Origin of the sequence: Mesobacillus sp. MER 48 (assembly GCF_023714225.1) — a bacterium.
Classification (GTDB): Bacteria; Bacillota; Bacilli; order Bacillales; family Cytobacillaceae; genus Mesobacillus; species Mesobacillus oceanisediminis_A.
In genome coordinates this window covers 164,401-186,320 of the sequence record NZ_JAMAUR010000003.1, presented here as the reverse complement: position 1 = coordinate 186,320, position 21,920 = coordinate 164,401, and the positions used below count along the sequence as shown (strand labels likewise).

The window sequence follows — 21,920 nt, the reverse complement described above, 5'->3', positions numbered from 1 at the left end:
AATGAGCGAATCAAAAAAAGTCCGTTTATCCGATGGTGAAAAAGGAAACGTCATTAAGCTGACGTGCATATCAGTTGAAGGGGTCATGCGGAGAAGGCTGCTTGATTTAGGATTTGTGCCTGGGGCGATCGTGGAAGTAATCAGGAAAAGTCCTTTGGGTGATCCAATTGCTTTTCGCGTAAGCAATACTACGATCGCTTTAAGGAAAGATGAAAGCATAAAAATCGAAGGGGAGCTGATGGACTGATGAGCAGGCAATTTCGTGTCGCGCTGGCTGGAAACCCTAATACGGGGAAAAGTACATTGTTCAATGTTTTGACTGGATTGAAGCAGCATACGGGAAACTGGGCGGGAAAGACGGTTGAATTAAAGGAAGGTTCCTTTCAATATAAAGGCAACACTTTTAAACTAGTCGATTTGCCTGGTACCTATTCGCTTTACTCCAATTCTCTTGATGAAGAAGTGGCCCGCAATTATATTGTGTTCGAAAAACCTGATCTCACACTCGTCGTATTGGACGCTACTGCACTGGAACGGAATTTTAACCTGGCTTTACAAGTTCTTGAGATGACCGGCCAGGTAATCATCTGCATCAATTTGATTGATGAGGCTGAGAAGATGGGGATTAAAATTAATGAAAAGATCTTAATGAGGCGGCTAGGGGTACCGGTCATCAAAATCTCTGCCAGGAATAAAACGGGCATTTCGGCGCTGCTCGATGCCATGGACCGGCTGATGAGCGGTAAGATCACATGTAATCCTGTACCGGTCACCTATGATGAAGAAACCGAAGAAAAAATTGCAGTCCTCATTCCGCTGGTAAAACAGCTTCGGAATAACCGAATTCCATCCAGATGGCTTGCTTTGCGCTTACTTGATGGAGATAAAGCGCTGCTTGAGGAAATCAGCAAGCGGCAACCGTCAGAGGAGGTGTTGCAGTAATGGAATCTCAATCATTGGATCAAAATCAGCTTTTGGAAGAAATTCTTCATCAAGCTGAAAAACTATCAACCTCCGACTCTCGTGACCGCATCGTTGAGAAGCTCTATCAGAATAGCAGTCAATTGGTTCAGGCCGGAGTTACTTACACGAAAAATAAACACTCTCAGCGCACTGAAAAATTAGATGCGATTTTCACCTCGCCCATCCTTGGTTTCCCGATCATGCTGGTGATGCTCGGGGTGGTCTTTTATTTAACGATTGCCGGCGCAAATGTTCCATCTGCCATGCTGGCTGAATTTTTTGGCTGGATTGAAGGATACCTCACTTTGTTTTTTGAAATGATCCATGCTCCTGAATGGCTTCATGGTGTACTTGTTCTAGGTTTCTATCGTGGCACAACATGGGTGATCAGTGTCATGCTCCCGCCGATGGCGATTTTCTTCCCGACATTTGCCCTCCTTGAAAACTATGGCTATCTCCCGCGTGTTGCCTTTAATATGGACCGACTTTTTAAGTCTGTTGGCGCACATGGAAAGCAGTCACTGACAATGGCGATGGGTTTTGGGTGCAATGCGGCGGCGATGATGTCAACGAGAATCATCGAGTCGCCGCGGGAAAGAATGCTGGCGATCCTTACGAATAACTTTGTACCTTGCAACGGAAGATGGGGAACACTGATTGTCCTTGCTTCACTATTCATGGCTTCAGGTTTTACGGGCGGAATGGCAATGGTTGTGACGACGTCGGTCATCGTGGGGATTGTATTGTTTGGCATCATCGTGACATTCTTTGTATCATGGATTCTTTCAAAAACAATGCTTAAAGGAGTTCCTACACATTATACATTGGAGCTGCCTCCATATCGCAAACCGAAAATATTCGATACTGTGATCAGGGCTTCTCTTACAAAATCGCTATCCGTACTAAACAGGGCGGTAAAAGTCGCGGCACCAGCAGCAGTCCTGACATGGGTTTTCGCCAACATCGATATAGGCGGAACCAGCATCCTCCTGCATATTGTGCAATTTTTAGATCCTCTTGGGCAATCGCTGGGGCTGGATGGATATATCCTTATGGCTTTCTTGATTGGCCTGCCGGCAAATGAAATTGTATTGCCGGTACTGTTGATGGGTTATTTATCCACAGGGGAACTGATCGATGTGGAAGGAATCGGGGATTTGAAGCAAATCTTCCTTGATCAGGGCTGGACCTGGCTGACAGCTCTCAACATGATGTTGTTTTCACTCCTTCATTATCCTTGCGGAACCACACTGATCAATATTTATAAGGAGACAAAGAGCAAGAAATGGACTTTTATGGCATTCATGATCCCGACTGTCATCGCCTTACTTGTAACATTTGTGATCGCCCAACTGGCAAAGTTATTAGGCTGGGTGTGAAAATAAGCATAAGGGCCAAATAAGTGGGTTGGTCCTTATGCTTTTTGTTTTATCCAAGGCCCGACCAGCAAGCGACACCGTTATTTTTAAGTTGGCAGCGTTTGTTGTTGGCATGAACCAGACGCTTGCGAATTTGTTCTTTGCCTAATATAGAATGGGTTTCAGGGTATAGGATAGAATAATTAGACAAGGAGTGAAGCGTATGTCCCAAGATGCTTTGTCAAAATGGATTAAGCTGGGTGGCTACATAGTTACTGCAGCATTTGCTGGTATGTTGATCCTCGGTTTCTTCGCTGGTGAAACTGATTTGTTGAGCGAGCTTTACGAGAAGTTCGGAACAGCAGCCGAAATAGGAGCGATCGCAGCCTTTGCACTCTGGCTGGCCAGACTCTTATTCCTGCAATTAAAAAAACGGAAAGTTGGATTTTTGAAGTGGGCCCAGATAGCATACAAGCTTTTGAGGGAGCATCATACACTGATTGGCTGGGCTGCTTTTTCAGGAGCGATTGCGCATGGCTCTTATTTTTTCCTGCAGACTAATGAAGAATGGGAAAGCATCTACAGCGGATTAGCGACATTGATAGGATTTGCTTTCCTTGTAACCTTTGGCTTGATCCTGGACAAGTGGGCAAAGGGGAAGAAGTATCTCGCGTATAAAAAAATCCACCGGGCAATCGCGATTGTTTTTGGGATTGCCTTAGGGGTCCATCTCCTGATCGGTTAATGCCACAAAAAAAAGACTCCGGGGATGTCCGGAGTATTACTCTTCTACCGTGAATTGTCCCATCATCCCGGCGTCCTCGTGCTCCAGGATGTGACAGTGGTACATGAACAAACCTTTATGGTCGAATGTCGCAATCGCACGCACTTTTTCTCCAGGTGCGACCAAAATCGTATCTTTCCAGCCCCGTTCGTTTGCAGGTGGCGGATTTCCATCCCGGTCCAAAATCAGGAACTGAGTGCCATGGCCATGGAATGGGTGAGCCATTCCCATATTATTGCCCATCATGCCCATGCCCTCGTTCGAAATTTCCCATATCTCTGTATCATGAAGTTTGAGCTGCTCGTCAATCCGATCCATATCCATCTGTTTGCCGTTGATCGTAACATTGCTTCCCATTCCTGACATGACAAACTCTCTTGTCCTGGAAGCCATGGATTCATCGACTTGCGGAATGTCAGCCAATTGGGAGGGAAGTTCTTTTGGCCCTTTTTCCTCGCCAGTTACGACGAATTTCATGAATGAGGTGCCCTGGTCTGACAACTCGACTGTCTGGCCCTCTTCATATTCGGAAAAATCCACAATCAGCTCTGCCCGCTCGGCGGAGCTTAAAATGAGGCTGTTCAGCTTCACAGGCTCTTCCATCAGACCGCCATCCGTACCTATCTGGTAAAATTCCTGTCCATTGCTCAATGCGAATTGATAGATCCGCGCATTCGACCCATTGAGCAGCCGGAAACGAACCTTTCCTTTCGGAACCTCAACATACGGATTGATGGCTCCGTTGACCATAATGGTGTCACCCTGGAGACCCATCATCACGTCGTGCATGCTCAAATCATAATCAAACTGTCCATTTTCATCCAGCTGTTTGTCCTGGACAATCAATGGTATATCATTCACACCATATTCATCTGGCAGGTCCAGTTTTTCACTTTCTTCATCATCGATTAAAAATAACCCGGCAAGCCCTTTATAAACATGTTCTCCTGTTTCATGGAGCAGGTGCGGATGGTACCATAATGTTGCCGCGTTTTGTTCGATTTTAAATTGCGGGTTCCAGGTAGTATCTGGCTGGATTCCGTTGTGAGGACCGCCATCATCCTCACCATCCACTTCGAGACCATGCCAGTGTAGTGTGGTTGCTTCACCAATCTCATTTTTCACTTTGACAGAAACGTCATCGCCCTTTTTGACGCGAATGACTGGGCCAAGGTAATCGCCATTATACCCGAATGTATCTGTAGCTTTTCCTTTTAAAAACTCCATCGAACCTTTTTGGGCAACAAGAGTGAATTCTGCTTTGCCCGGGTCGGGATTCTCATCTTCAAGAATCGGAGGAATCGGGAGTGGCTTTTCTCCCTCGGCAAAAGATTCATTCTTCATATCCTCAACCTGGCCGGAACCGCCGCCCATCATTCCGCCATTTCCCATTCCGCCACCGTTCATCATTCCGCCGCCTTGGCCGGGCATATTCCCTCCCATGCCTCCGCCCATCATCCTCATGAATAACCAGCCGCCTACTAGGACTAAGACAAGGATGATCAGTGCTGCTATACCAAACTTTTTCACTTTTTTTGCGCCTCCTTTGTAGCCTTGGCCATCGTTGATTCTGACATTATACCTTTGGTATACCTAGTGTAGTATTTTATAAGCGCTATTTTTCAATTGCAAACAAAATAAACCGTATCAGCTAAATATGCATTTTCTATGGAGTTTATCCTTCCCTGAAAGTGGTAGTGGTTATTTGAGGCAATGAAAAAAGTAAGGAGGAATATTCTTTTGTTACTTCCAGCGTCTGATTTAGGATTGATCACATCCCACTTACCTGCCCACGACGGCATGCTTATGAAAATGAAGCTTTTGGCAAAAGAAGCAAAGGATGAAAAACTGATAAATTTGCTAAATTTGAAGGCAGGTATCATACGCAGCCATGTGCGCATTATGATGGATATGCTTGATCCGGATAAAAGCGACTTCGAGAAGATTCCAGATTTCGATGAGCTTCCCCAGAATCAGTTTGAAACGACAACGAGAGGCAGCAAAAAGATGGACAGGCATATCGCGATGGAAATCAAGACATCTGCCGAGGCGATGGCAAAGGATAATTTCGTCTCCGCTCTAAAGATGAAGGATCTTAAAGTGAAGGAAGCACATATTGAAATGGCACTGCAGCAAGTAACGCTCCTCGAAATGATTACAGAGTTCCTTAAAGAGAATGAAGCGGACGTAACACCTCTCGGTACTGTGGATGAACAAAAGAAGGTAGTGAATCATTTCAGTCATATTATGGAAGAATAAATTTTTAGAATGGAGGTTGAGAGGATGAATCGTGAACATGACCATGATAGCCGCCACAGCTCTATGCAGCAGGATGGCTTAACGGGAGAAAACAGATCGGCCGCCGATCACTCTGCCAACCCACATCAGGACCATAGCATGCATGATTCCCATGCAGGCCACCCAGGGGATCACGGACACGGCCAGCTTTTAGGTGAGCAGCGTGCATTGAAGGTCGAGGTGGAGTGGAAGTCAAATCCTGAACCGATTGAAAGCAATCAGGAAACGGAGATTGTCCTTGATATTAAAGATGCATCTGGCAAAGCGCATGAGGTGTTTACCACTGTCCATGATAAAGAAATGCATCTCCTGGCTATTAAAAAGGATCTATCGGTATTCCAGCATCTTCACCCTGCTTATCTGGGAAAGGGGAGATTCCAGATTAAAACAACCTTCCCTAAAGCCGGCAGATATAAACTGTATGCCGATTTCCTGCCGGAAGGGGCAAATCAGCAGCTGGCAACTCATGAGCTTGTGGTTGCTGGACAGGAAGGCGATGAAGAAATCAACGCCGATAAAGTCATGAGAAAAACGGTAGATGACCTTGAAATCGAACTGATCCTTCCAAAGGCCAGGGTGGATGAACCGGTAAAGTTAATTTTCGAACTTAGCGATCGTACAGGAGATCCTGTTACGGAACTCGAGCCATATCTTGGTTCTGCAGGGCATGTCGTGATTGTCAGCGAGGATATGAACGAATTCCTTCATGTCCATCCAGCCGATGAAAACACGAAGGGCCCCAGGGTGGAGTATATGACAAGCTTCCCAAGGGAAGGATTGTTCAAGATTTGGGGGCAGTTCAAGTATAAAGGCAAGCTCTATACCGTTTCTTTTGTGATAGAGGTACAGGAGTAAGCCATACTAAAAACGATGCGCACACTTTGATAGTGTGCTTTTGTTTTCATCCCTCAGCAAAGGAGGTTAATGTATTGAAGGATAAGGTCATTGAGGGGAAAATCACCATGCCGCAAACGGATAAAGGCCGGCTGAAAATCATTACTGTACTGGCAATACCGGCAGTCATCGAGAATTTTTTTCAGACGATCCTTGGCTTTGTTGATACATACTTTGTATCTAAAATTGGCCTTGCCGAAGTTTCAGCTGTAGGGGTGACCAATGCGGTCCTTGCCATTTATTTTGCGTTATTCATGGCAATTGGGGTAGCAGCCAATGTCAGGATTGCGAACTTTCTCGGTGCAAACTTGCCGGAAAAAGCAAGGCATATATCACAGCAATCGATCGTTCTTGCTGCTGCTTTTGGAATCATAACGGGTATCATCACATTGATTTTTGCAGAGCCTCTTCTCAAATTGATGGGGATAGAAGCAGAAGTTCTCGAGGCTGGAGCCCTCTATTTCAGGATTGTCGGGATTCCGTCAATCGTGATTAGCTTTATGTTTGTGTTAAGTGCCATTTTGAGGGGAGCAGGGGATACAAAGTCTCCGATGAAGGTCAGTATTGTCATCAATATCATCAATGCCGTTTTGGATTACGTCCTTATTTTCGGATTTTTATTCATACCTGAAATGGGGATTGTCGGTGCCGCGCTGGCAACGGTATTCTCGAGGCTGATCGGCAGCATTGCATTATTCTACTATGTGAATCGTACAGAAACCCTTGCCTTCCGCAAGGATTACTGGAGTATTGACAAGACTCACCTTAAGGAGCTGACAACCCTGGGAGCACCGGCGGCAGGTGAAAGGCTGGTCATGCGCGCAGGACAAATCGTCTATTTCGGCTTCGTCGTTGCGCTCGGGACGAATGCATTTGCAGCCCACCAGATTGCCGGGAATGTAGAGGTCTTTTCTTATATGATTGGCTATGGTTTTGCGACAGCGGCAACCATCCTTGTCGGGCAGCAGATCGGAGCCGGAAATATTGAAGAGGCCAAGCATTACGCGAGGCTTTCGACCTATCTTACTGTTGGCTTCATGACCGTACTCGGTGCGTTGCTCTTCTTTCTTGGTGACTGGGCAGGCAGCTTTTTCACCGAAGATCAGCAGGTTATTGACAATATCGGTACAGCCCTGAAAATCTCGGGAGTTTTCCAGCCATTCCTGGCCGTATTGATGGTGCTGACAGGGGCATTTCAAGGTGCGAATAATACCAAGTTCCCGATGTACCTGACAGGCTTTGGCATGTGGGCAGTGCGCACGGTGCTTGTCTATATCCTTGGAATCAAACTGGGCTGGGGACTAGCAGGAGTCTGGATCGCAATTGGCGCCGATATCGCATTTCGTGCGGTGGTCCTGGCGATTCAGTTCAAAAGAGGGAAATGGATGGCGCTCGAAAAAGCACCAGATCCAGAATCACACTGCCACCCGCAAACTGCAAAAGAAAACATGTCCGCCTGCGCCAATAACTACTGAAAACAAGCATACGGTTCCGGCTGTATGCTGTTTTTAATTCAGGTGATTAGGATGTTTGAAGATGGACAAAGTAAAGAGTGATGAATTGAAATTTATTAAAGGATGTTTATTATGCCTCTCCCACTTTATCTTTCATTGGCAATCCTGGCCATTCTTCATTTATTTTCCATGCGGAGACCGCTGAACCTCTTGCAGAATTCCATTATATATATGGTCATTGTGTTTTTAGCGACCCTTTTCATCACAATAGTACGGATGGAACTGCATTTAATGGAAAAGTCGAGTGGCAATCTGGATTACCTGTCATTTCTGCTTTATCGAAACCTTTTGCTGCCAGCTGTCGTCGTAATTTTTATCAATTATTACCTCCTGAAGGAATCGGGAAAAAACATAGCTTTGCTTTTACCAGCCTTTTTATTCATCCTGGTTGGAATGGATTGGTTTAACGACTATTTTGGAATCATTAAGTTTATCCGCTGGAATCTTTTTTACAGTGGTATTATTAATGCCATATACTTGTTGATCGCCCTTGGAGTCTTGAGGATGCTGCTGAATATCAACGTCCAGGAGAGCAATAAAGATGAAAATTTATGAGGATGCTTTTAACCAGAATGAGTGGTTCATCATTGGCAGCCTCATTGTGCTGCATGGCGCCCTTTGGTTTGCGCCGAAGCTTTTCAATAAGCTGGAAACGATTGCCTACTACTTTTATGGGGTCAATGTTGTCTTGTTTTTCGACCATACCATCAGTGTCAAGCCGTGGGATTTTTATGATGTGAATGATCGCTCCGCCTTTCAGTTCATGGACTTCCTTAGTTACATATCCTATGGGCCATACAGTTATTTCTTTGTTTACTTCTATGAAAAATACAAGATTTCTGGTGTTAAGGTGATTTTTTACGTTTTGATCTGGTCGGCATTTTCAATGCTGATGGAGTGGATTGGGCTCCAGATTGGCTTGCTTCATTATGACAAGGGCTATAAGATGTATTGGTCTTTCCCGATCTATCTTTTTGTTCAAACGCTGCTGCTGGCTTTTTACCTCCTTATTAAAAAGGAGCGCACCTGATGGAAGTTACTGTCATATTTTTTAAAAATTTCATATAATTAGGGAGGAACTCAAATAAAGGGGAAATATTTCGATGATTAAGACAAGTACCACACGTTTGCTCCGCCTTCTGATCCAATACATAACAGGTGTGCTCATTTTCATCTTCATCGGCAGTCTGCCAGTCCTCCTGAGGGATTTGACCTTTGATACGGAAGGATATTTCAAAAGCATAAAGGACCTTGCCATCAAGATTTTCACATTGACTGGCCTGACATACAATGGCCAGCATGAGATGCTGCCGGCCGTGATGGGCCGCTTTTTCTATTCGATGACGACATTGGGCACGGCTCTTATCGCGGCCACAGCTGCGGCGTTCCTGCTGTCCTATTTGCTCGTTCTCTTTTTTGAAAAGCAAAAAGACTATATTCTAAGCTTCATAGAAATCATCCGGTCCGTTCCTGATGTGCTATGGATGTTCCTGCTGCAGGCGGTAGTGATCTGGGTTTTTAAGACCTTTGGCGTGAAATTCGTCCAGACGACTTCGCTTGGAACCGATCACCAGGCTTTCCTGCTGCCGCTGATCAGCCTGAGCCTGCCGCTTTTTCTGTTCCTGACGCAGATTATCGTCCTTAAAATCTTTGAAGAATTGGATCAGCAGTACATTTTGCTGGCAAAAGCAAAAGGCCTGTCGTATTTTTATATGCTGAATGTCCATGTGCTCCGCAATATCAGCCAGGATTTGCAGGGTCACTTCAAGACGATTGTCTGGATGATGCTTTCAACGCTTGTCATGGTTGAATACATATTTAACCTGGACGGTTTGATGCTGTTCAATATCAAGCATATATCCGTCGAACTATTCGTGTTTAGCTGCATTCTATTTTTCACGCCGTTTTTCCTGATTTACAGACTAATAGATTTTAGAAGGTTAACCTTATGAGCAAATTGCTGAAAACGAAGAAATTCATATTTGGAGTATCCTTTTTGACGATTCTTCTGGTCCTGAGCATTTTGAACACCGTTGTGAACGACGGGAAAATCAGGCAGGTTCCTTTCGTCTACAATGAAGATGGAAGCCTGGACAAGGCTCCGCCGTATCCGCCATTTGATGTTTTTGTTTTGGGGTCGGACATGTATGGCTATGATATGCTCCATACGGTCATTGAGGGAGCGAAATATTCAATCGGCATCGTCTTGATTGTCGCTTTTTTAAGGATGGTTTTATCGGTTGTGCTCAGTTATTTCCTTTTCAGGGTCCCGGAACGGATCTTCAAGCTGCTAAAAGCGATTGCCGAGCCTTTGTCATTTTTCCCACAGACGCTGATTGCCTACTTCCTGCTGGCCACGGTCGTCATGTATACGATCAACGGCTTCAATCACCCTTTATGGGTCAGGGTGGTCTATGAATTCATCATTTTGGTATTGATCGCGCTGCCGGCCTTGACTGTCCAGCTGATTGAGCAAAAGCGCCGCATTTGGAAGGAGGAATTCATCGAGTCAGCCATTACACTGGGAGGAAGCAAGCGCCATATCTATTTCAAGCACATCCTTCCGCAGCTTTATGAAGAATGGATATTGATGTTTGGCCAGCAATTCCTGCAGGTGCTTACGCTGCTTGTCCACCTTGGTGTCATGCTCGTCCTCTTCGGCGGGACGATCTTGGGCGAAGGGCCGCCTTCCTCGGTCACCCATGAATGGTCTGGATTGATCGGCCTGAACAAGCGCTTTATGCTTGCATATGAATGGATTGTCTATGTGCCAATCCTGTTTTTCGCCATGACCGCCCTGAGTGTGGCAATGATTAACAAGGCCCTGAGCGACTTTTTCAGCCATAAGGATATGGTAAGGAAGAACAAGGGAGTATAACACTTTTGTACTATAAAAATACCCCGTTTGATGAATAGTCATTTTCCAAAGCTTTTGTCATAATAGTGTTCAACGAAACTCTATATGAGTTTGGCCCATTCATTGGCTAGTGGCACCCCCATTCGGCCAGTGAATGGGTTTTATTTGTAATCTGGAACCTGTCGTTATAAAATTAATTAACTGAAAATTCTAAACGCGATAGGGGTGAAACAAGTGAAACAAAAAAGGGAGTGGTATGCGAAGCTGTTCATGAATTCAGTTACACTGCTTGGCTGGGTACTCATCCTTTATTCATTTGTAAAAATAGAATTGCCTGCTGAACCGGTTGTTTTTGCACTTCTGTTCTTATTCCTGCTTATTAGCGAGTACTACCCAATGCCGGTGTGGAGGGGCCATACAGCCATCACATTTCCCGTGGTCTACGTGTTGTTCTTGCTGTATGGATTTTCGTATACTGCGATTGCTTATGCAGCTGCCGTCCTGATCGTGAACATCATCCATAGAAGACCGCTTCGGACGGTTTTGTTCAATCCCGCCCAGCTGGTGCTGAGCTTTTACTCTGCCGCCATGCTTTTGCCTGTAATGGAGCCTTTGCTTGCGATAATTGCACCCGCACCGATTTTCCAGGGAATGCTGGGTTATCTTTTCCTGTTGGCAGTCTATGTACTGGTAAACAATGTGATTGTCGACCTCGTCCTTTTCATCAGGCCGCAGCATTATTCGTTTAAAGTTTGGAAGCAAAAAACGATCACAGAAATGAATAGTGCGGCAATTTCATTGATTTACGGCATTACCCTTTATGTGGTCGGCAGCCAAAACCGCGATGAAATCGATGTCTTTGCCTACTTCTTCTTTTTCTCGCCGCTTGTCGGGATTTCCCTTTTGAGCGCGACGGTTGCGAGGCTGAAAAGGGAGAAGAACCGATTGAAGCTGCTTTTTTCGATCACCTCCGAGTTGAACCAGATGCTTCCTTCACAGGACTGGCTGTCGGCATTAAGCGGCAGCTTCAACGAATTGATTGGAGCAGAGGCAAGTTCATTATGGATTAAACGGGATGGCGAATGGGAGCTTAGCTTCAAAGATGGGAGGACCATATTGAATTGCGAGCTGCCATCAGAGGCGTTTGCTGAATTTGACGGCATGCGCAGTCCTGTTGTCTATAATGACCGCAAAAAAGATGGCGGTGTGGCAGCTGCGTGTTTTGAAGATGACGTGAAGGCGTTCGTCTACTCACCGCTTGTCATCGAGAATGAAACAATCGGGATGTTCATCGTCGCGAGGAGCCGGACGAAAAGCTTTGAGGACCATGATGTCCAATCAATTGCGACACTGGCCAACCAGCTTGCTGTCATTATCAAAACAAGGATGCTTTTTACTGAAAAGGAAAAGCGGATTGTCCTTGAAGAACGGAACCGGATTGCCCGCGATATCCATGACGGTGTGGCTCAGACTCTTGCCGGGGCGGTCATGAAGCTTGAGACCGCGGGTAAGAAGTTCACGAAAAATCCAGAAGAAACAAGGAAGCTTGTGGACGAAAGTGTCAGCGGCCTCAGGGAAAGCCTGAAGGAGGTCCGCGAGTCGATTTATGCATTGCGTCCATATCCGACGCAGAAAGCGACCCTGGCAGAAGCGATTTTGCGGAAAATCGAAGCTGTCCAGAAGGAATACAAGATGGATATCGAATTCGAGATCAGAGGCAAGGAGCAGGAGCTTAGCCCGATGGTCGAAAAGGTTCTGTTCGACACCTTCCAGGAGAGCCTGCACAATGCCATCAAGCACTCACAGGCAATGAAGGCACAGGTTCTCTTAAGCTATCAAACGGAGCATATCCTTTTGAAAATCAAGGATGAAGGAAAAGGATTCTCGCTGTTCCAGGCAATGCTCAAGGCGAGGAACCAGCCGCATTTCGGCATCCTGCAGATGAACGATGCTGCTGAAAAAATCAACGCTTCCCTGCAGATCGACAGCAAGGAAGGCTCGGGAACGGAAGTGAGCATCACCGTTCCTAGAATGGGAATCGAGGGGGAAAACATACATGATCAGGCTCATGCTAGTGGATGACCATGCTGTACTGCGCGATGGGCTGCGAAACATCCTGTCCGTTGAAGAAGATATCGAAGTCGTCGGTGAAGCTGTTTCCGGGGATGATGCCCTTTTGAAGGTGGAAAATTGTCAGCCGGATATGATTTTGATGGATATCAACATGCCGATGAAAAATGGTGTCGAAGTCACTGGCATTTTAAAAAAGAAATACCCGAATATCAAAATTCTTGTGCTGACGATGCATAGCCACGAGGAATACTTCATGTCCGCAATCCGCGAAGGAGCGGATGGATATTTATTGAAGGACGCGCCATCCGACCAGGTCGTCGAAGCGATCAGGACCGTCGCCCGCGGCGAATCGGTCATTCATCCCTCGATGACCAGGAAACTGCTCGCCTTTCACCAGCAAAAACAAACAGAGCAGGAGGACACGACCCTGACTGAGCGCGAAAAAGAGGTGCTTCTTTGCCTGGTGGAAGGCCTCAGCAACAAAGAAATTGCCGACCGCCTGTTCATCAGCGACAAAACGGTGAAAATCCACGTCAGCAAAATTTTCAAAAAGCTGAACGTCAAGAGCCGTTCACAGGTTGTCATCCATGCTGTCCAGCATCAGCTCGTACCAATCCCGCCGACATCGAGCGGAGTATAAAGAGAGTCCTCATGACGGGGCTCTTTTTCTTTGTATAGGAAATTATAAAAGCATTTTTGTGTGGATAACTGCATATGGGTGTTTTAATCCAGCTCCAGCGCCTAGCCCCTCGAGACGCTTCGGTCCTGCCAATGAAGTCAAAGAACGACTTCACTGTCAGGCCCTCCAGCGCTTGTCGGGGCTGAACAAGGCGCTTGCGCTTTTTGTTCTTTAGATACTACTTTGGTAGTATCGAAGATTAGTACAGAAGATATCATTTTTTAAACCCAATGCAGAATGGTTTTCGTGTAAATATTGTGGGAATATTAAGAAAAAAATAAGGGGCTGAAAAATTAATGAAGTTAAAAGCTGCATTTTTATCATTTATTCTCACGGCCGCGACAGTCTTTGCTGCGATGGTTCCAGGGACGGCGACTAAGGCAGTTGAGCCTGGTACAGCAGTTGTGGACTCTGAACTGGCGGAAACCCTGCTGAAGAGCATCACGCCGGTCGAAGCAATCGTCACTTTTAATAGTGATGAAGGGGTCCTGCCGGAGCAGGTGAATCTTTTGGAGAAGCTTGGCATCACGAAGGGCCTGACGCTGAACAAATTGCCGATCGCGGGAATTCTCGCGACAAAATCGCAGGTTGATCAGCTTGCTCAAAGTGACCAGGTGGTATCCATCTATTTGAACAAAAAGCTGGAGTACGAAAACGCCAAAGCTACGGATCTCACCGGTGTGGACCAGGTTCGGACAGATGACACAATGAGAAAGCTTAACGGCGGCTTGCCGGTCACTGGAAAGGGAATTGGCGTCGTCATCAATGACAGCGGGGTCGACGGAACGCATCAGGATCTGGAATTCGGCAGCCATCTCGTCCAGAATGTGCTTGGATCCACCAACCTGAATGCACTAAGCACGCTTTTGCCTGTTTCATATGTTGAAAATGTGCCGAACACTGATTCAAGTTCCGGCCATGGCACACATGTAGCTGGTATTGTAGGCGGAACTGGCGAAATGTCTGGCGGGAAATATGAAGGGGTTGCTCCTGGCGCGAACCTGATTGGCTACGGATCAGGCGCAGCGGTCGCAATGCTTGATACTCTTGGCGGATTTGATTATGCGCTGACCCATCAGCAGCAATACAATATACGCGTCATCACGAATTCCTGGGGAGACACGGGTGACGCCGGAACTGACTTTGATCCCTACAATCCTATTAATATCGCAACAAAAAAACTGTACGACAGAGGAATCGTGACGGTTTTCTCTGCAGGGAATTCTGGTCCGGACGCAAAAACGATTTCCGGGAATTACAAGAAGGCACCATGGGCAGTGACCGTTGCAGCCGGGGATAAATCAGGAAAGCTCGCCGACTTTTCATCACGCGGTGAAGAGGGCCGGGGAGGAACCGTCACTGTCGACGGCAAGACATGGAAATGGGTCGATCAGCCGACAGTGACATCACCAGGAGTCGACATCATTTCAACCAGGGTCATCAGCCCCCTCGTGGCGCTTGGAGCAACCTCTGACGCTGAATATATAGAGCCGGCATACCTGCCTTATTACACAACGATGAGCGGAACATCGATGGCCGCACCGCACGTCGCCGGCATCATTGCTCTTATGCTGGAGGCAAACCCGTTGCTGTCACCTTCCGAGGTAAAATCAATCCTTGAAAACACCGCCACAGCAATGCCGGATTACGCTGAGTGGGAAGTCGGCGCCGGTTATGTGAATGCTTATAAAGCGGTAGATGCAGCTTTTAAAATGAAAAAGTGATGATTAGTTGATCTCCCTTGCCGTTGCGAGGGAGATTTTTGCAATGCTGAAGTGAGAAAAAAACTAGCAAATGACGCGCATCTCAATGGAATAGGAAATCAAGATTAACCTGAAAACTACACCGTAATCCAAATTTTGGAAAACCATAAATACATCAGCACTACTCCATCTACAACTTTTGTACGATGCCAAAATAGACATTCCGGAAATAAAGTTTATAACCTTAGAAGAATAGTTTTGCAGCAGGGATTTCATGATAATTAAGTTAGGAATATTCAAAATTTTAATATAGTGAGAGGAGAATATGATGAAACGTTTTATGTATCTGTTGCTGGCATTCCTGCTGTTTATGCCGTTTTTTGCCGTTCCACAGGGGAAGGCGAGCAGTCTTGCGGTAATTGACCCGCTTGTCACCAAGGCGTTTGACATGGCAAGTTCACTGCAAGTCATTGTCACTTTCAAGGGGGACAGCGCACCAACAAGCTCCCAGCTATCTCTGTTAAAAACGCTCGGAATTGAAACGGGAGTAATCATGAAGTCCCTGCCGATTGCCGGGGTCATCGCGACAAAGGATCAGATTGAGCAGCTGGCGGCAAATCCGGAAGTTCAATCAATCTATGTGAACAAGAAGCTCTCTTACTTCAACGCAGATGCCACAGCGATCACCGGCGTCGATAAAGCGAGGACAGACGACAGCTTCCGGAAAGCAAATGGAGGACTGCCGGTTTCAGGAAAAGGAGTAGGTGTCGTCGTGAACGACAGTGGCATTGACGGAACGCATAAGGACCACGAATTGGGTAAAAATCTGGTCCAGAATGTAATGGCCCAGACAAATCTGAATGCACTGGCTCCGGGATTGCTGCCAATCAGCTACCAGGAAAATGTCCCCAACACTGACTCGAACTCAGGACATGGTACACATGTTGCCGGAACGGTTGGCGGAACGGGGGCGATGTCAGGCGGCAAATATGAAGGTGCAGCACCTGGCGCTGACTTGATTGGCTATGGCTCAGGAGCGGCATTATTCGTCCTTGATGGAATCGGCGGTTTTGACTACGCGATTACTCATCAATCACAGTACAATATCCGTGTCATCACGAATTCATGGGGTTCATCAGGTGACTTCGATCCAAATGATCCGATCAATATTGCCAGCAAAAAAGCGCACGACCGCGGCATCACAGTTCTCTTTGCGGCAGGAAATGAAGGTCCCGGGGAGAACACTCATAATCCGTACGCTAAAGCTCCATGGGTCATTTCCGTTGCGGCCGGAGTCAAAGATGGCACACTGGCTGATTTTTCTTCAAGGGGAACAAAGGGTGTCGGCGGTACTTTTACAATGGATGGCAAGGAATGGACATGGAAGGATGAACCGACAGTGACGGCTCCGGGGGTAGATATCGTTTCAACCCGTGTCCTCGCGCCGGTATCAAGCCTGTCAGCCGACCAGGATGCGCAAACAATCGAGACTGCTTACCTGCCTTATTACACAACCATGAGCGGGACCTCAATGGCGACGCCACATGTTGCCGGGATCGTCGCTTTGATGCTCGATGCGAATCCACAGTTGTCACCGGATGAAATCAAATCCATCCTTGAACAGACCGCTACGAATATGCCAGGCTATGAAACATGGGAGGTCGGTGCAGGTTATGTGAATGCCTATGCAGCCATCGATCAGGCATTCAATGATACTGCCTATGGATCAACCCTGAACTCAACCCAGACATTCTATAGCAATGTTGATTCATCAACGGAGCGAAAGGAATTTTCAGTTGATTATAATCCGCTCACATTTATTTCGGATAACAAATATGAATTCACTGTCGAAGAAGGCATGTCCAGCATTGTGGCAAAAGTAGACGGAGCGGGTCTGATGGAGCAAACGGGCAATCCAATCAACCTGGTGCTGATTGCTCCGGACGGCAAGGAATACAGCTCGGGTGTAAGCCTGCTGTTCCCGCTCTACTATGACCGCACCGTATCGGTCACATCACCTGTACCTGGTGCATGGAAGGCTGAAATCCGCGGGCTTCGCGGGGCAGATGCCAATCCGCTAGGCCTGGCTCTTCCAGAAACGGTAAAAGGAGAGATGGCGTTCACGAAGGTCAGCGGTTTCTCCGGATTGAATGATATTGCCGGACACCCAGCAGCTGAAGCAATTAAAATGGGGGTGGGCGAGCGTTTATTTGATGGCTTCTCGAATGGCGCCTTCAAACCTGATGCACTTTTAACAAGAGCTGAGCTGGCAAAATACCTGGTAATGGGAGCAGAAATCAAGCAATCACTCCCAGCAGCCCCAAGTTTCACGGATGTTTCAAGCTCAGACATTCCATTCATTGAAGCAGCAACTGCCAAAGGAGCCTCCTTCCGGGATCAGCAGCATATCCAGAACGGAGTCATTCTTCCTAAAGCAACAGGCAAATTTGCGCCAAAGGATGGCGTGACTCGCGCAGAATTGGCATACTCACTCGTCCAGGCATTGGGCATGCAAAAAGAGGCGGAAGAATTCGATGGCCAGCTGACCGTACAGTATAATGATGAGAGAATTGCCATTTCAGATGCAGCAGAAGTTCCGGAACATCTGAAAGGCTATGTTCAGATGGCGCTGGACCTGAACATCCTAAATGCGAACTTCGCTGTAACACAGGGTCCATACGATTTAAAACCAAAAGTAACAGCAAGCTTCAGCCCAACTGCAAAAAACACACGCGGAGACTTTGCAGTTGCGATGACACGTTACTATAATGCATTTCTGAAATAGGGTAAAATGTGAACAGGCCTAAAATGGTCTGTTCTTTTTCGCATGGGCTAATCCCTGGCAGCGTCCATAGTTCAGAAAGTCATTAAACAAATACGATTCTTTTGAAAGAGGAGGAATTCAGTTGCGGAATATTGAGGCTGTCTTTTTTGATTTGGACGGTACCCTCCTGGACCGTGAAACATCTCTCGTAAAATTTATTGAAGCCCAGTACGACCGCTTTCAATTGAATTGCAAGTGATAGACAAACAGATTTATAAAGAGAGATTCATTGAATTGGATGCCCGCGGATATGTATGGAAGGATAAAGTCTACAGCCAGCTCTTACAAGAATTCAACATAGCGTCACTGACATGGGAAGAGTTGATGGAAGATTACATAATGAATTTCAAGCATTCGTGCACAGGATTTAATAACCTGAACGAGGTAGTTGGGAAACTTAAGCAAATGGATCTGGGGCTGGGCATCATTTCGAATGGCAAGGCTAATTTCCAGATGGACAATATAAAGGCTTTAGGAATTGAGGGTTACTTTGATACCATTCTCATCTCTGAAGCAGTGGGATTGAGGAAACCTGACTTACGAATCTTCAGGAAGGGGATTGACGCTCTTGGTGTATCAGCATTTGGCAGTATATTTGTAGGTGACCATCCAGAATATGATGTGGCTGCCTCCAAATGTGCCGGGATGATTGGGATTTTGAAGCGTAATGACTATTGGCACAGCGCGGAAGCTGATTTTATCATTAAAGAATTAGAAGAGTTGTTAGGGATCATCGAAAAAGGAGCTGAAAATCATGACTGATTTTAAGGTTACATATCATCCCCCAAGCATTTCAGACTATATCAATCTTCGTCTCGAAGCAGGTTTGAGCGCGAAATCGGAGGAAGCCGTGCGAATCGGACTGAAAAATTCATTATTTGCTGTCACTGTTTATGAACATACCACGCTAGTGGCGATGGGAAGGATCATTGGCGATGGCGGGGCGTTTTTTCAAGTAGTAGATATCGCCGTCAAGCCGGCTTATCAGGGTAAGGGATTGGGAAGACTTGTGATGGAGGAGCTTTGCACATACCTTGAACAACATACATACGAAGGTTCTTATGTCAGCTTGATTGCGGATTCACCGGCAAATAAGCTGTATGAAAAATTTGGTTTTGACTATACTTATCCTGCTTCCTATGGAATGTATCGTAAGTACTAACAAGTGGTAATGGAAGGAAAATCCTGCGCTAATAATTGTTGGGAAAATTGGTTTTTTACCCCATGTGGTATTCTTCTTGGATTCTAAATGTGTTTTAATTAGCAAAGTGAAAAATAAAGCAGCAGTAATTTTAGATTGAAGGATGGTTGAGATCTAAGATGAAATACGCGCCTGAAGATATACAGCTAATTAAAGACCAGCTTGGCAGCCAATCATTACCTAGCATTGCCAGAAGGCTTAATCGCAGTCTCACAGCCCTTGAAGTAAAGATCACCAGATTGGGACTGTCCCACACGAAATCCTACACGGGAATGCTGACCGCAGGAGAACTGGCAAACATCCTCAAGATAGACCGAAATACCGTGATGCAATGGATCCTTAATCATGAATTGGATTCCCATCAGCGGATTACCCGCAATAAGAAGAAATTTACCTTCATCAACATTGATGATTTTTGGGCGTGGGCTGAAAGTAAGCGCCATAAAATTGACTTTTCCAAACTAGAGCTTGATGCACTCCCTCCTGAACCGGAGTGGGTGGCAGAAGAGCGTAAAACCGTTCGGCAAGTCACGAATTATAAAGCATGGACGAAAAAAGAAGAGAAGCTCCTGATGGAATTCTACTGCTGCGGCAAGTCGTTGGGCGAAATCTCTGAATTGCTCGGGAGGACGCGAGAATCCATTCGCAAAAAAATCAATAGAGTTATTCATAATAAGCAATGAGAAAAATTGAAAATCCTGGCGACTCAACATTAATCTTGTAATACTTGTAAAATAATAGTATATTTTTCCTATCGAACTATTGTTAAATAGTAACAGATTAGTTGTGAACGTCCCCGGGAGGATTCAGTATGGATATTTATGTTGCCAGGCAGCCTATATTTGATTTGAATGAGAAGACTGTTGCGTATGAATTGCTTTACAGGAGCAGCGCAGTTAATACTTATCAGCATACAGATGGGGACCAGGCTACAACGGACGTTATTGTGAATAGCTTCTTGAATATCGGGGTCAAAGACTTATCGAATGGCAAACCTTGTTTCATTAATTTTACTGATAATCTATTAAAACTGGGTGTTCCTTCTTATTTCAATCCATTATCAATTGTGGTGGAAATTCTTGAAACCGTTGAATTGAATGATGAGATCCTGAAAATTTGCCAGGAATTGAAATCGCATGGATACACTATTGCGCTGGATGATTTTTTTGTTTCCCAGTGGAACGAACTGACGGTCCGATTATTGGACTTTATTGATATTATCAAAATCGATTTCAGGACGACCAGCCGAACGGACAGGCAGGAAATGATTCGCTTTTTAAAGGGAAGGGACATCCGGTTTCTTGCTGAAAAGGTCGAAACGATCGATGAATATCTTGAAGCGAAGGAAGATGGGTTCGTATTCTTTCAGGGTTTTTACTTTAGCAAGCCGGTTATCCTGAACAGCTATGATATCCCATCTTATTATCATTCCTATTTTCAGATTCTGAAAGAAACCGAGAGCCCGGAACCAGACCTGGAAAAAATAAAGGATGTCATTGAAAAGGATATATCCCTTTCCTACAAACTGTTAAGATTGATCAATAACCCGGTTTTCAGGCCGCGGAACGAGATTTCCTCGATCAAGCAAGCCATTATCCTTTTAGGGCTTAATGAAATAAAAAAATGGATCTATGTACTGGCCATCAGGGGAGCAGTCACAGGTACCGGCAATTCCAAGGAAAGGGAAATCATTGAATTGTCCCTTAAGCGGGGAAAGCTGGGGGAACTGATTGGCAGGAAGGTAGGAAGAGAGGTATTGGCCTCTAAGTATTTCCTTCTCGGAATGTTTTCCCTGATGGATTCCCTGCTGCACCATCCGATGGAGGACTTGCTTCAAGACTTGCCTCTCAGCAATGAATTGAAGGATGCCTTATCGGGTGAAAAGAATGATGAATACGTCATGCTTCAATTTTTAATAGATATTGAGCATGCCTTCCACGAAAATCTTGAGCTTGCTTTCAACCCGACCACGATGAGCAAGGAAGAGCTCTTCAGGCTTTATGGAGAGGCGAGTGACTGGGCAGCCAAGGTATTGACTGAAGTGAATCCATAATCTTTAAAGCATGCTGCTGCATGCTTTTTCTTTTAGGCTCTTTTCTCAAACTTTGTTGCTATTGACTACTAAATGGGATTGAATGATAGTTTTCTTCATAAAAAAAAAGCTTATCATGAGAAAAGAGCTTGCACACTTAAAAACGAACTGCAAAATGGCTTTATAGCACGTTAAAATCGGCTTTAAGATTTTAACAACATCTTTCGGAAACAACCTTCATTTGCAAAGTAAATTCTTGTAACCTGCCGCTAAAAAAGCTATATTTTTTACATAGATAAAGTCGTTTTGAAAAAGTTCGAAATTCTCTCTGAATGAGGTGTTTTTCCATTGGTGCTGAAATATTTGTCCGCACTGCTCCTGCCTGGTTTCATGGTCGTGTTTTTTTCCCGGGTTGCCTATAATCATGTCCTTGCGCTTGTATTGACGGTCGCATTGATCGCGGCTTCTGTTTATAAAGGGTATACGGATACCTTTCTGCTGATCGTCGTTGATGCTTTCTCGTTGACGTTTGGCTTCTTTCTGGCCAATCAGATGAGGAGTCGGAACAAGAAATAGCTGAAAAAAGTTAAATCAAGCCTGTCGAATTCTGTTCGGCAGGTTTTTCCTATTACAGCAGGCAAAACCGAAGTTCAATCAAACATTTGATTAACAATCATTCGACATTGCTCAACAGTGTCTTTTAAAAGAAGAATAGTAATTCGAATGTTTGTTCGCTTTTT

Annotated in this window: 21 protein-coding genes; 20 read left to right on the top strand and 1 reads right to left on the bottom strand. The window is 45.6% G+C overall.

The window, feature by feature from the left end; genetic code table 11:
- The first annotated feature begins 1 nt into the window (after nucleotide 1).
- The 4 genes from M3593_RS12430 (at nucleotide 2) to M3593_RS12415 (ending at nucleotide 3,066) form a co-directional block, all read left to right on the top strand.
- Entirely contained in the window at nucleotides 2-247 is a 246-nt protein-coding gene (locus M3593_RS12430; RefSeq protein ID WP_144477987.1) for a FeoA family protein, read from the top strand.
- Nucleotides 247-942 carry a FeoB small GTPase domain-containing protein gene (locus tag M3593_RS12425; protein WP_251543022.1) on the top strand — a complete coding sequence of 232 codons (696 nt, stop codon included), beginning with the start codon at nucleotides 247-249 and terminating at the stop codon, nucleotides 940-942. The genes M3593_RS12430 and M3593_RS12425 overlap by 1 nt, the downstream gene beginning before the upstream one ends.
- Entirely contained in the window at nucleotides 942-2,342 is a 1,401-nt protein-coding gene (locus M3593_RS12420) for a nucleoside recognition domain-containing protein (RefSeq protein WP_251543020.1), read from the top strand. The genes M3593_RS12425 and M3593_RS12420 overlap by 1 nt, the downstream gene beginning before the upstream one ends.
- A 202-nt stretch (nucleotides 2,343-2,544) precedes the next feature.
- A complete protein-coding gene (locus tag M3593_RS12415) occupies nucleotides 2,545-3,066 on the top strand; it encodes a hypothetical protein (RefSeq protein ID WP_251543019.1) in 522 nt (173 codons plus the stop codon).
- A gap of 36 nt (nucleotides 3,067-3,102) precedes the next feature.
- Here M3593_RS12415 and M3593_RS12410 read toward each other — a convergent pair whose 3' ends face one another.
- Nucleotides 3,103-4,635 (bottom strand): multicopper oxidase family protein, encoded by a 1,533-nt coding sequence (locus M3593_RS12410; RefSeq protein WP_251543017.1) that lies wholly within the window; start codon nucleotides 4,633-4,635, stop codon nucleotides 3,103-3,105.
- Between the two features lie 210 nt (nucleotides 4,636-4,845).
- Between M3593_RS12410 and M3593_RS12405 the strand changes: the two genes are divergently transcribed.
- From M3593_RS12405 to M3593_RS12330, 16 genes are all read left to right on the top strand, one after another.
- Nucleotides 4,846-5,364, top strand: a complete 519-nt coding sequence (locus tag M3593_RS12405) for a hypothetical protein (protein WP_251543015.1) — start codon at nucleotides 4,846-4,848, stop codon at nucleotides 5,362-5,364.
- A 24-nt stretch (nucleotides 5,365-5,388) separates the two neighbouring features.
- Complete coding sequence (locus M3593_RS12400; protein ID WP_251543013.1) at nucleotides 5,389-6,258, top strand: hypothetical protein; 870 nt, start codon at nucleotides 5,389-5,391, stop codon at nucleotides 6,256-6,258.
- 107 nt (nucleotides 6,259-6,365) lie between these two features.
- Nucleotides 6,366-7,772, top strand: a complete 1,407-nt coding sequence (locus M3593_RS12395; protein ID WP_186326799.1) for an MATE family efflux transporter — start codon at nucleotides 6,366-6,368, stop codon at nucleotides 7,770-7,772.
- 111 nt (nucleotides 7,773-7,883) lie between these two features.
- Nucleotides 7,884-8,366 carry a hypothetical protein gene (locus M3593_RS12390; RefSeq protein ID WP_144477974.1) on the top strand — a complete coding sequence of 161 codons (483 nt, stop codon included), beginning with the start codon at nucleotides 7,884-7,886 and terminating at the stop codon, nucleotides 8,364-8,366.
- Entirely contained in the window at nucleotides 8,353-8,841 is a 489-nt protein-coding gene (locus M3593_RS12385; RefSeq protein ID WP_251543011.1) for a hypothetical protein, read from the top strand. The genes M3593_RS12390 and M3593_RS12385 overlap by 14 nt, the downstream gene beginning before the upstream one ends.
- A gap of 73 nt (nucleotides 8,842-8,914) precedes the next feature.
- Entirely contained in the window at nucleotides 8,915-9,763 is an 849-nt protein-coding gene (locus M3593_RS12380; RefSeq protein ID WP_144477970.1) for an ABC transporter permease subunit, read from the top strand.
- Nucleotides 9,760-10,689, top strand: a complete 930-nt coding sequence (locus M3593_RS12375) for a peptide ABC transporter permease (protein ID WP_251543009.1) — start codon at nucleotides 9,760-9,762, stop codon at nucleotides 10,687-10,689. Before M3593_RS12380 ends, M3593_RS12375 begins: the two co-directional genes overlap by 4 nt.
- A 213-nt stretch (nucleotides 10,690-10,902) precedes the next feature.
- Nucleotides 10,903-12,750, top strand: coding sequence for a GAF domain-containing sensor histidine kinase (locus tag M3593_RS12370; RefSeq protein ID WP_251543007.1), 1,848 nt, complete (start codon nucleotides 10,903-10,905; stop codon nucleotides 12,748-12,750).
- Nucleotides 12,725-13,381 carry a response regulator gene (locus tag M3593_RS12365; protein WP_144477964.1) on the top strand — a complete coding sequence of 219 codons (657 nt, stop codon included), beginning with the start codon at nucleotides 12,725-12,727 and terminating at the stop codon, nucleotides 13,379-13,381. The genes M3593_RS12370 and M3593_RS12365 overlap by 26 nt, the downstream gene beginning before the upstream one ends.
- A 335-nt stretch (nucleotides 13,382-13,716) precedes the next feature.
- On the top strand, nucleotides 13,717-15,144 hold the full coding sequence (locus tag M3593_RS12360) for a S8 family serine peptidase (RefSeq protein WP_144477962.1): 1,428 nt from the start codon (nucleotides 13,717-13,719) through the stop codon (nucleotides 15,142-15,144).
- A gap of 304 nt (nucleotides 15,145-15,448) precedes the next feature.
- Nucleotides 15,449-17,908 carry a S8 family serine peptidase gene (locus tag M3593_RS12355; RefSeq protein ID WP_251543005.1) on the top strand — a complete coding sequence of 820 codons (2,460 nt, stop codon included), beginning with the start codon at nucleotides 15,449-15,451 and terminating at the stop codon, nucleotides 17,906-17,908.
- A gap of 234 nt (nucleotides 17,909-18,142) precedes the next feature.
- A complete protein-coding gene (locus M3593_RS12350; RefSeq protein WP_353056088.1) occupies nucleotides 18,143-18,709 on the top strand; it encodes an HAD family hydrolase in 567 nt (188 codons plus the stop codon).
- On the top strand, nucleotides 18,702-19,109 hold the full coding sequence (locus M3593_RS12345) for a GNAT family N-acetyltransferase (protein WP_251543003.1): 408 nt from the start codon (nucleotides 18,702-18,704) through the stop codon (nucleotides 19,107-19,109). The genes M3593_RS12350 and M3593_RS12345 overlap by 8 nt, the downstream gene beginning before the upstream one ends.
- Nucleotides 19,110-19,267: 158 nt before the next feature.
- Entirely contained in the window at nucleotides 19,268-19,831 is a 564-nt protein-coding gene (locus M3593_RS12340; RefSeq protein WP_251543001.1) for a helix-turn-helix domain-containing protein, read from the top strand.
- Nucleotides 19,832-19,959: 128 nt separating this feature from the next.
- The gene (locus tag M3593_RS12335) at nucleotides 19,960-21,201 is read left to right on the top strand and encodes an EAL and HDOD domain-containing protein (RefSeq protein ID WP_144477958.1); all 1,242 of its coding nucleotides are present in this window, start codon (nucleotides 19,960-19,962) and stop codon (nucleotides 21,199-21,201) included.
- A 327-nt stretch (nucleotides 21,202-21,528) separates the two neighbouring features.
- Nucleotides 21,529-21,756, top strand: coding sequence for a CsbA family protein (locus M3593_RS12330; RefSeq protein ID WP_144477956.1), 228 nt, complete (start codon nucleotides 21,529-21,531; stop codon nucleotides 21,754-21,756).
- Nucleotides 21,757-21,920: the final 164 nt, after the last annotated feature.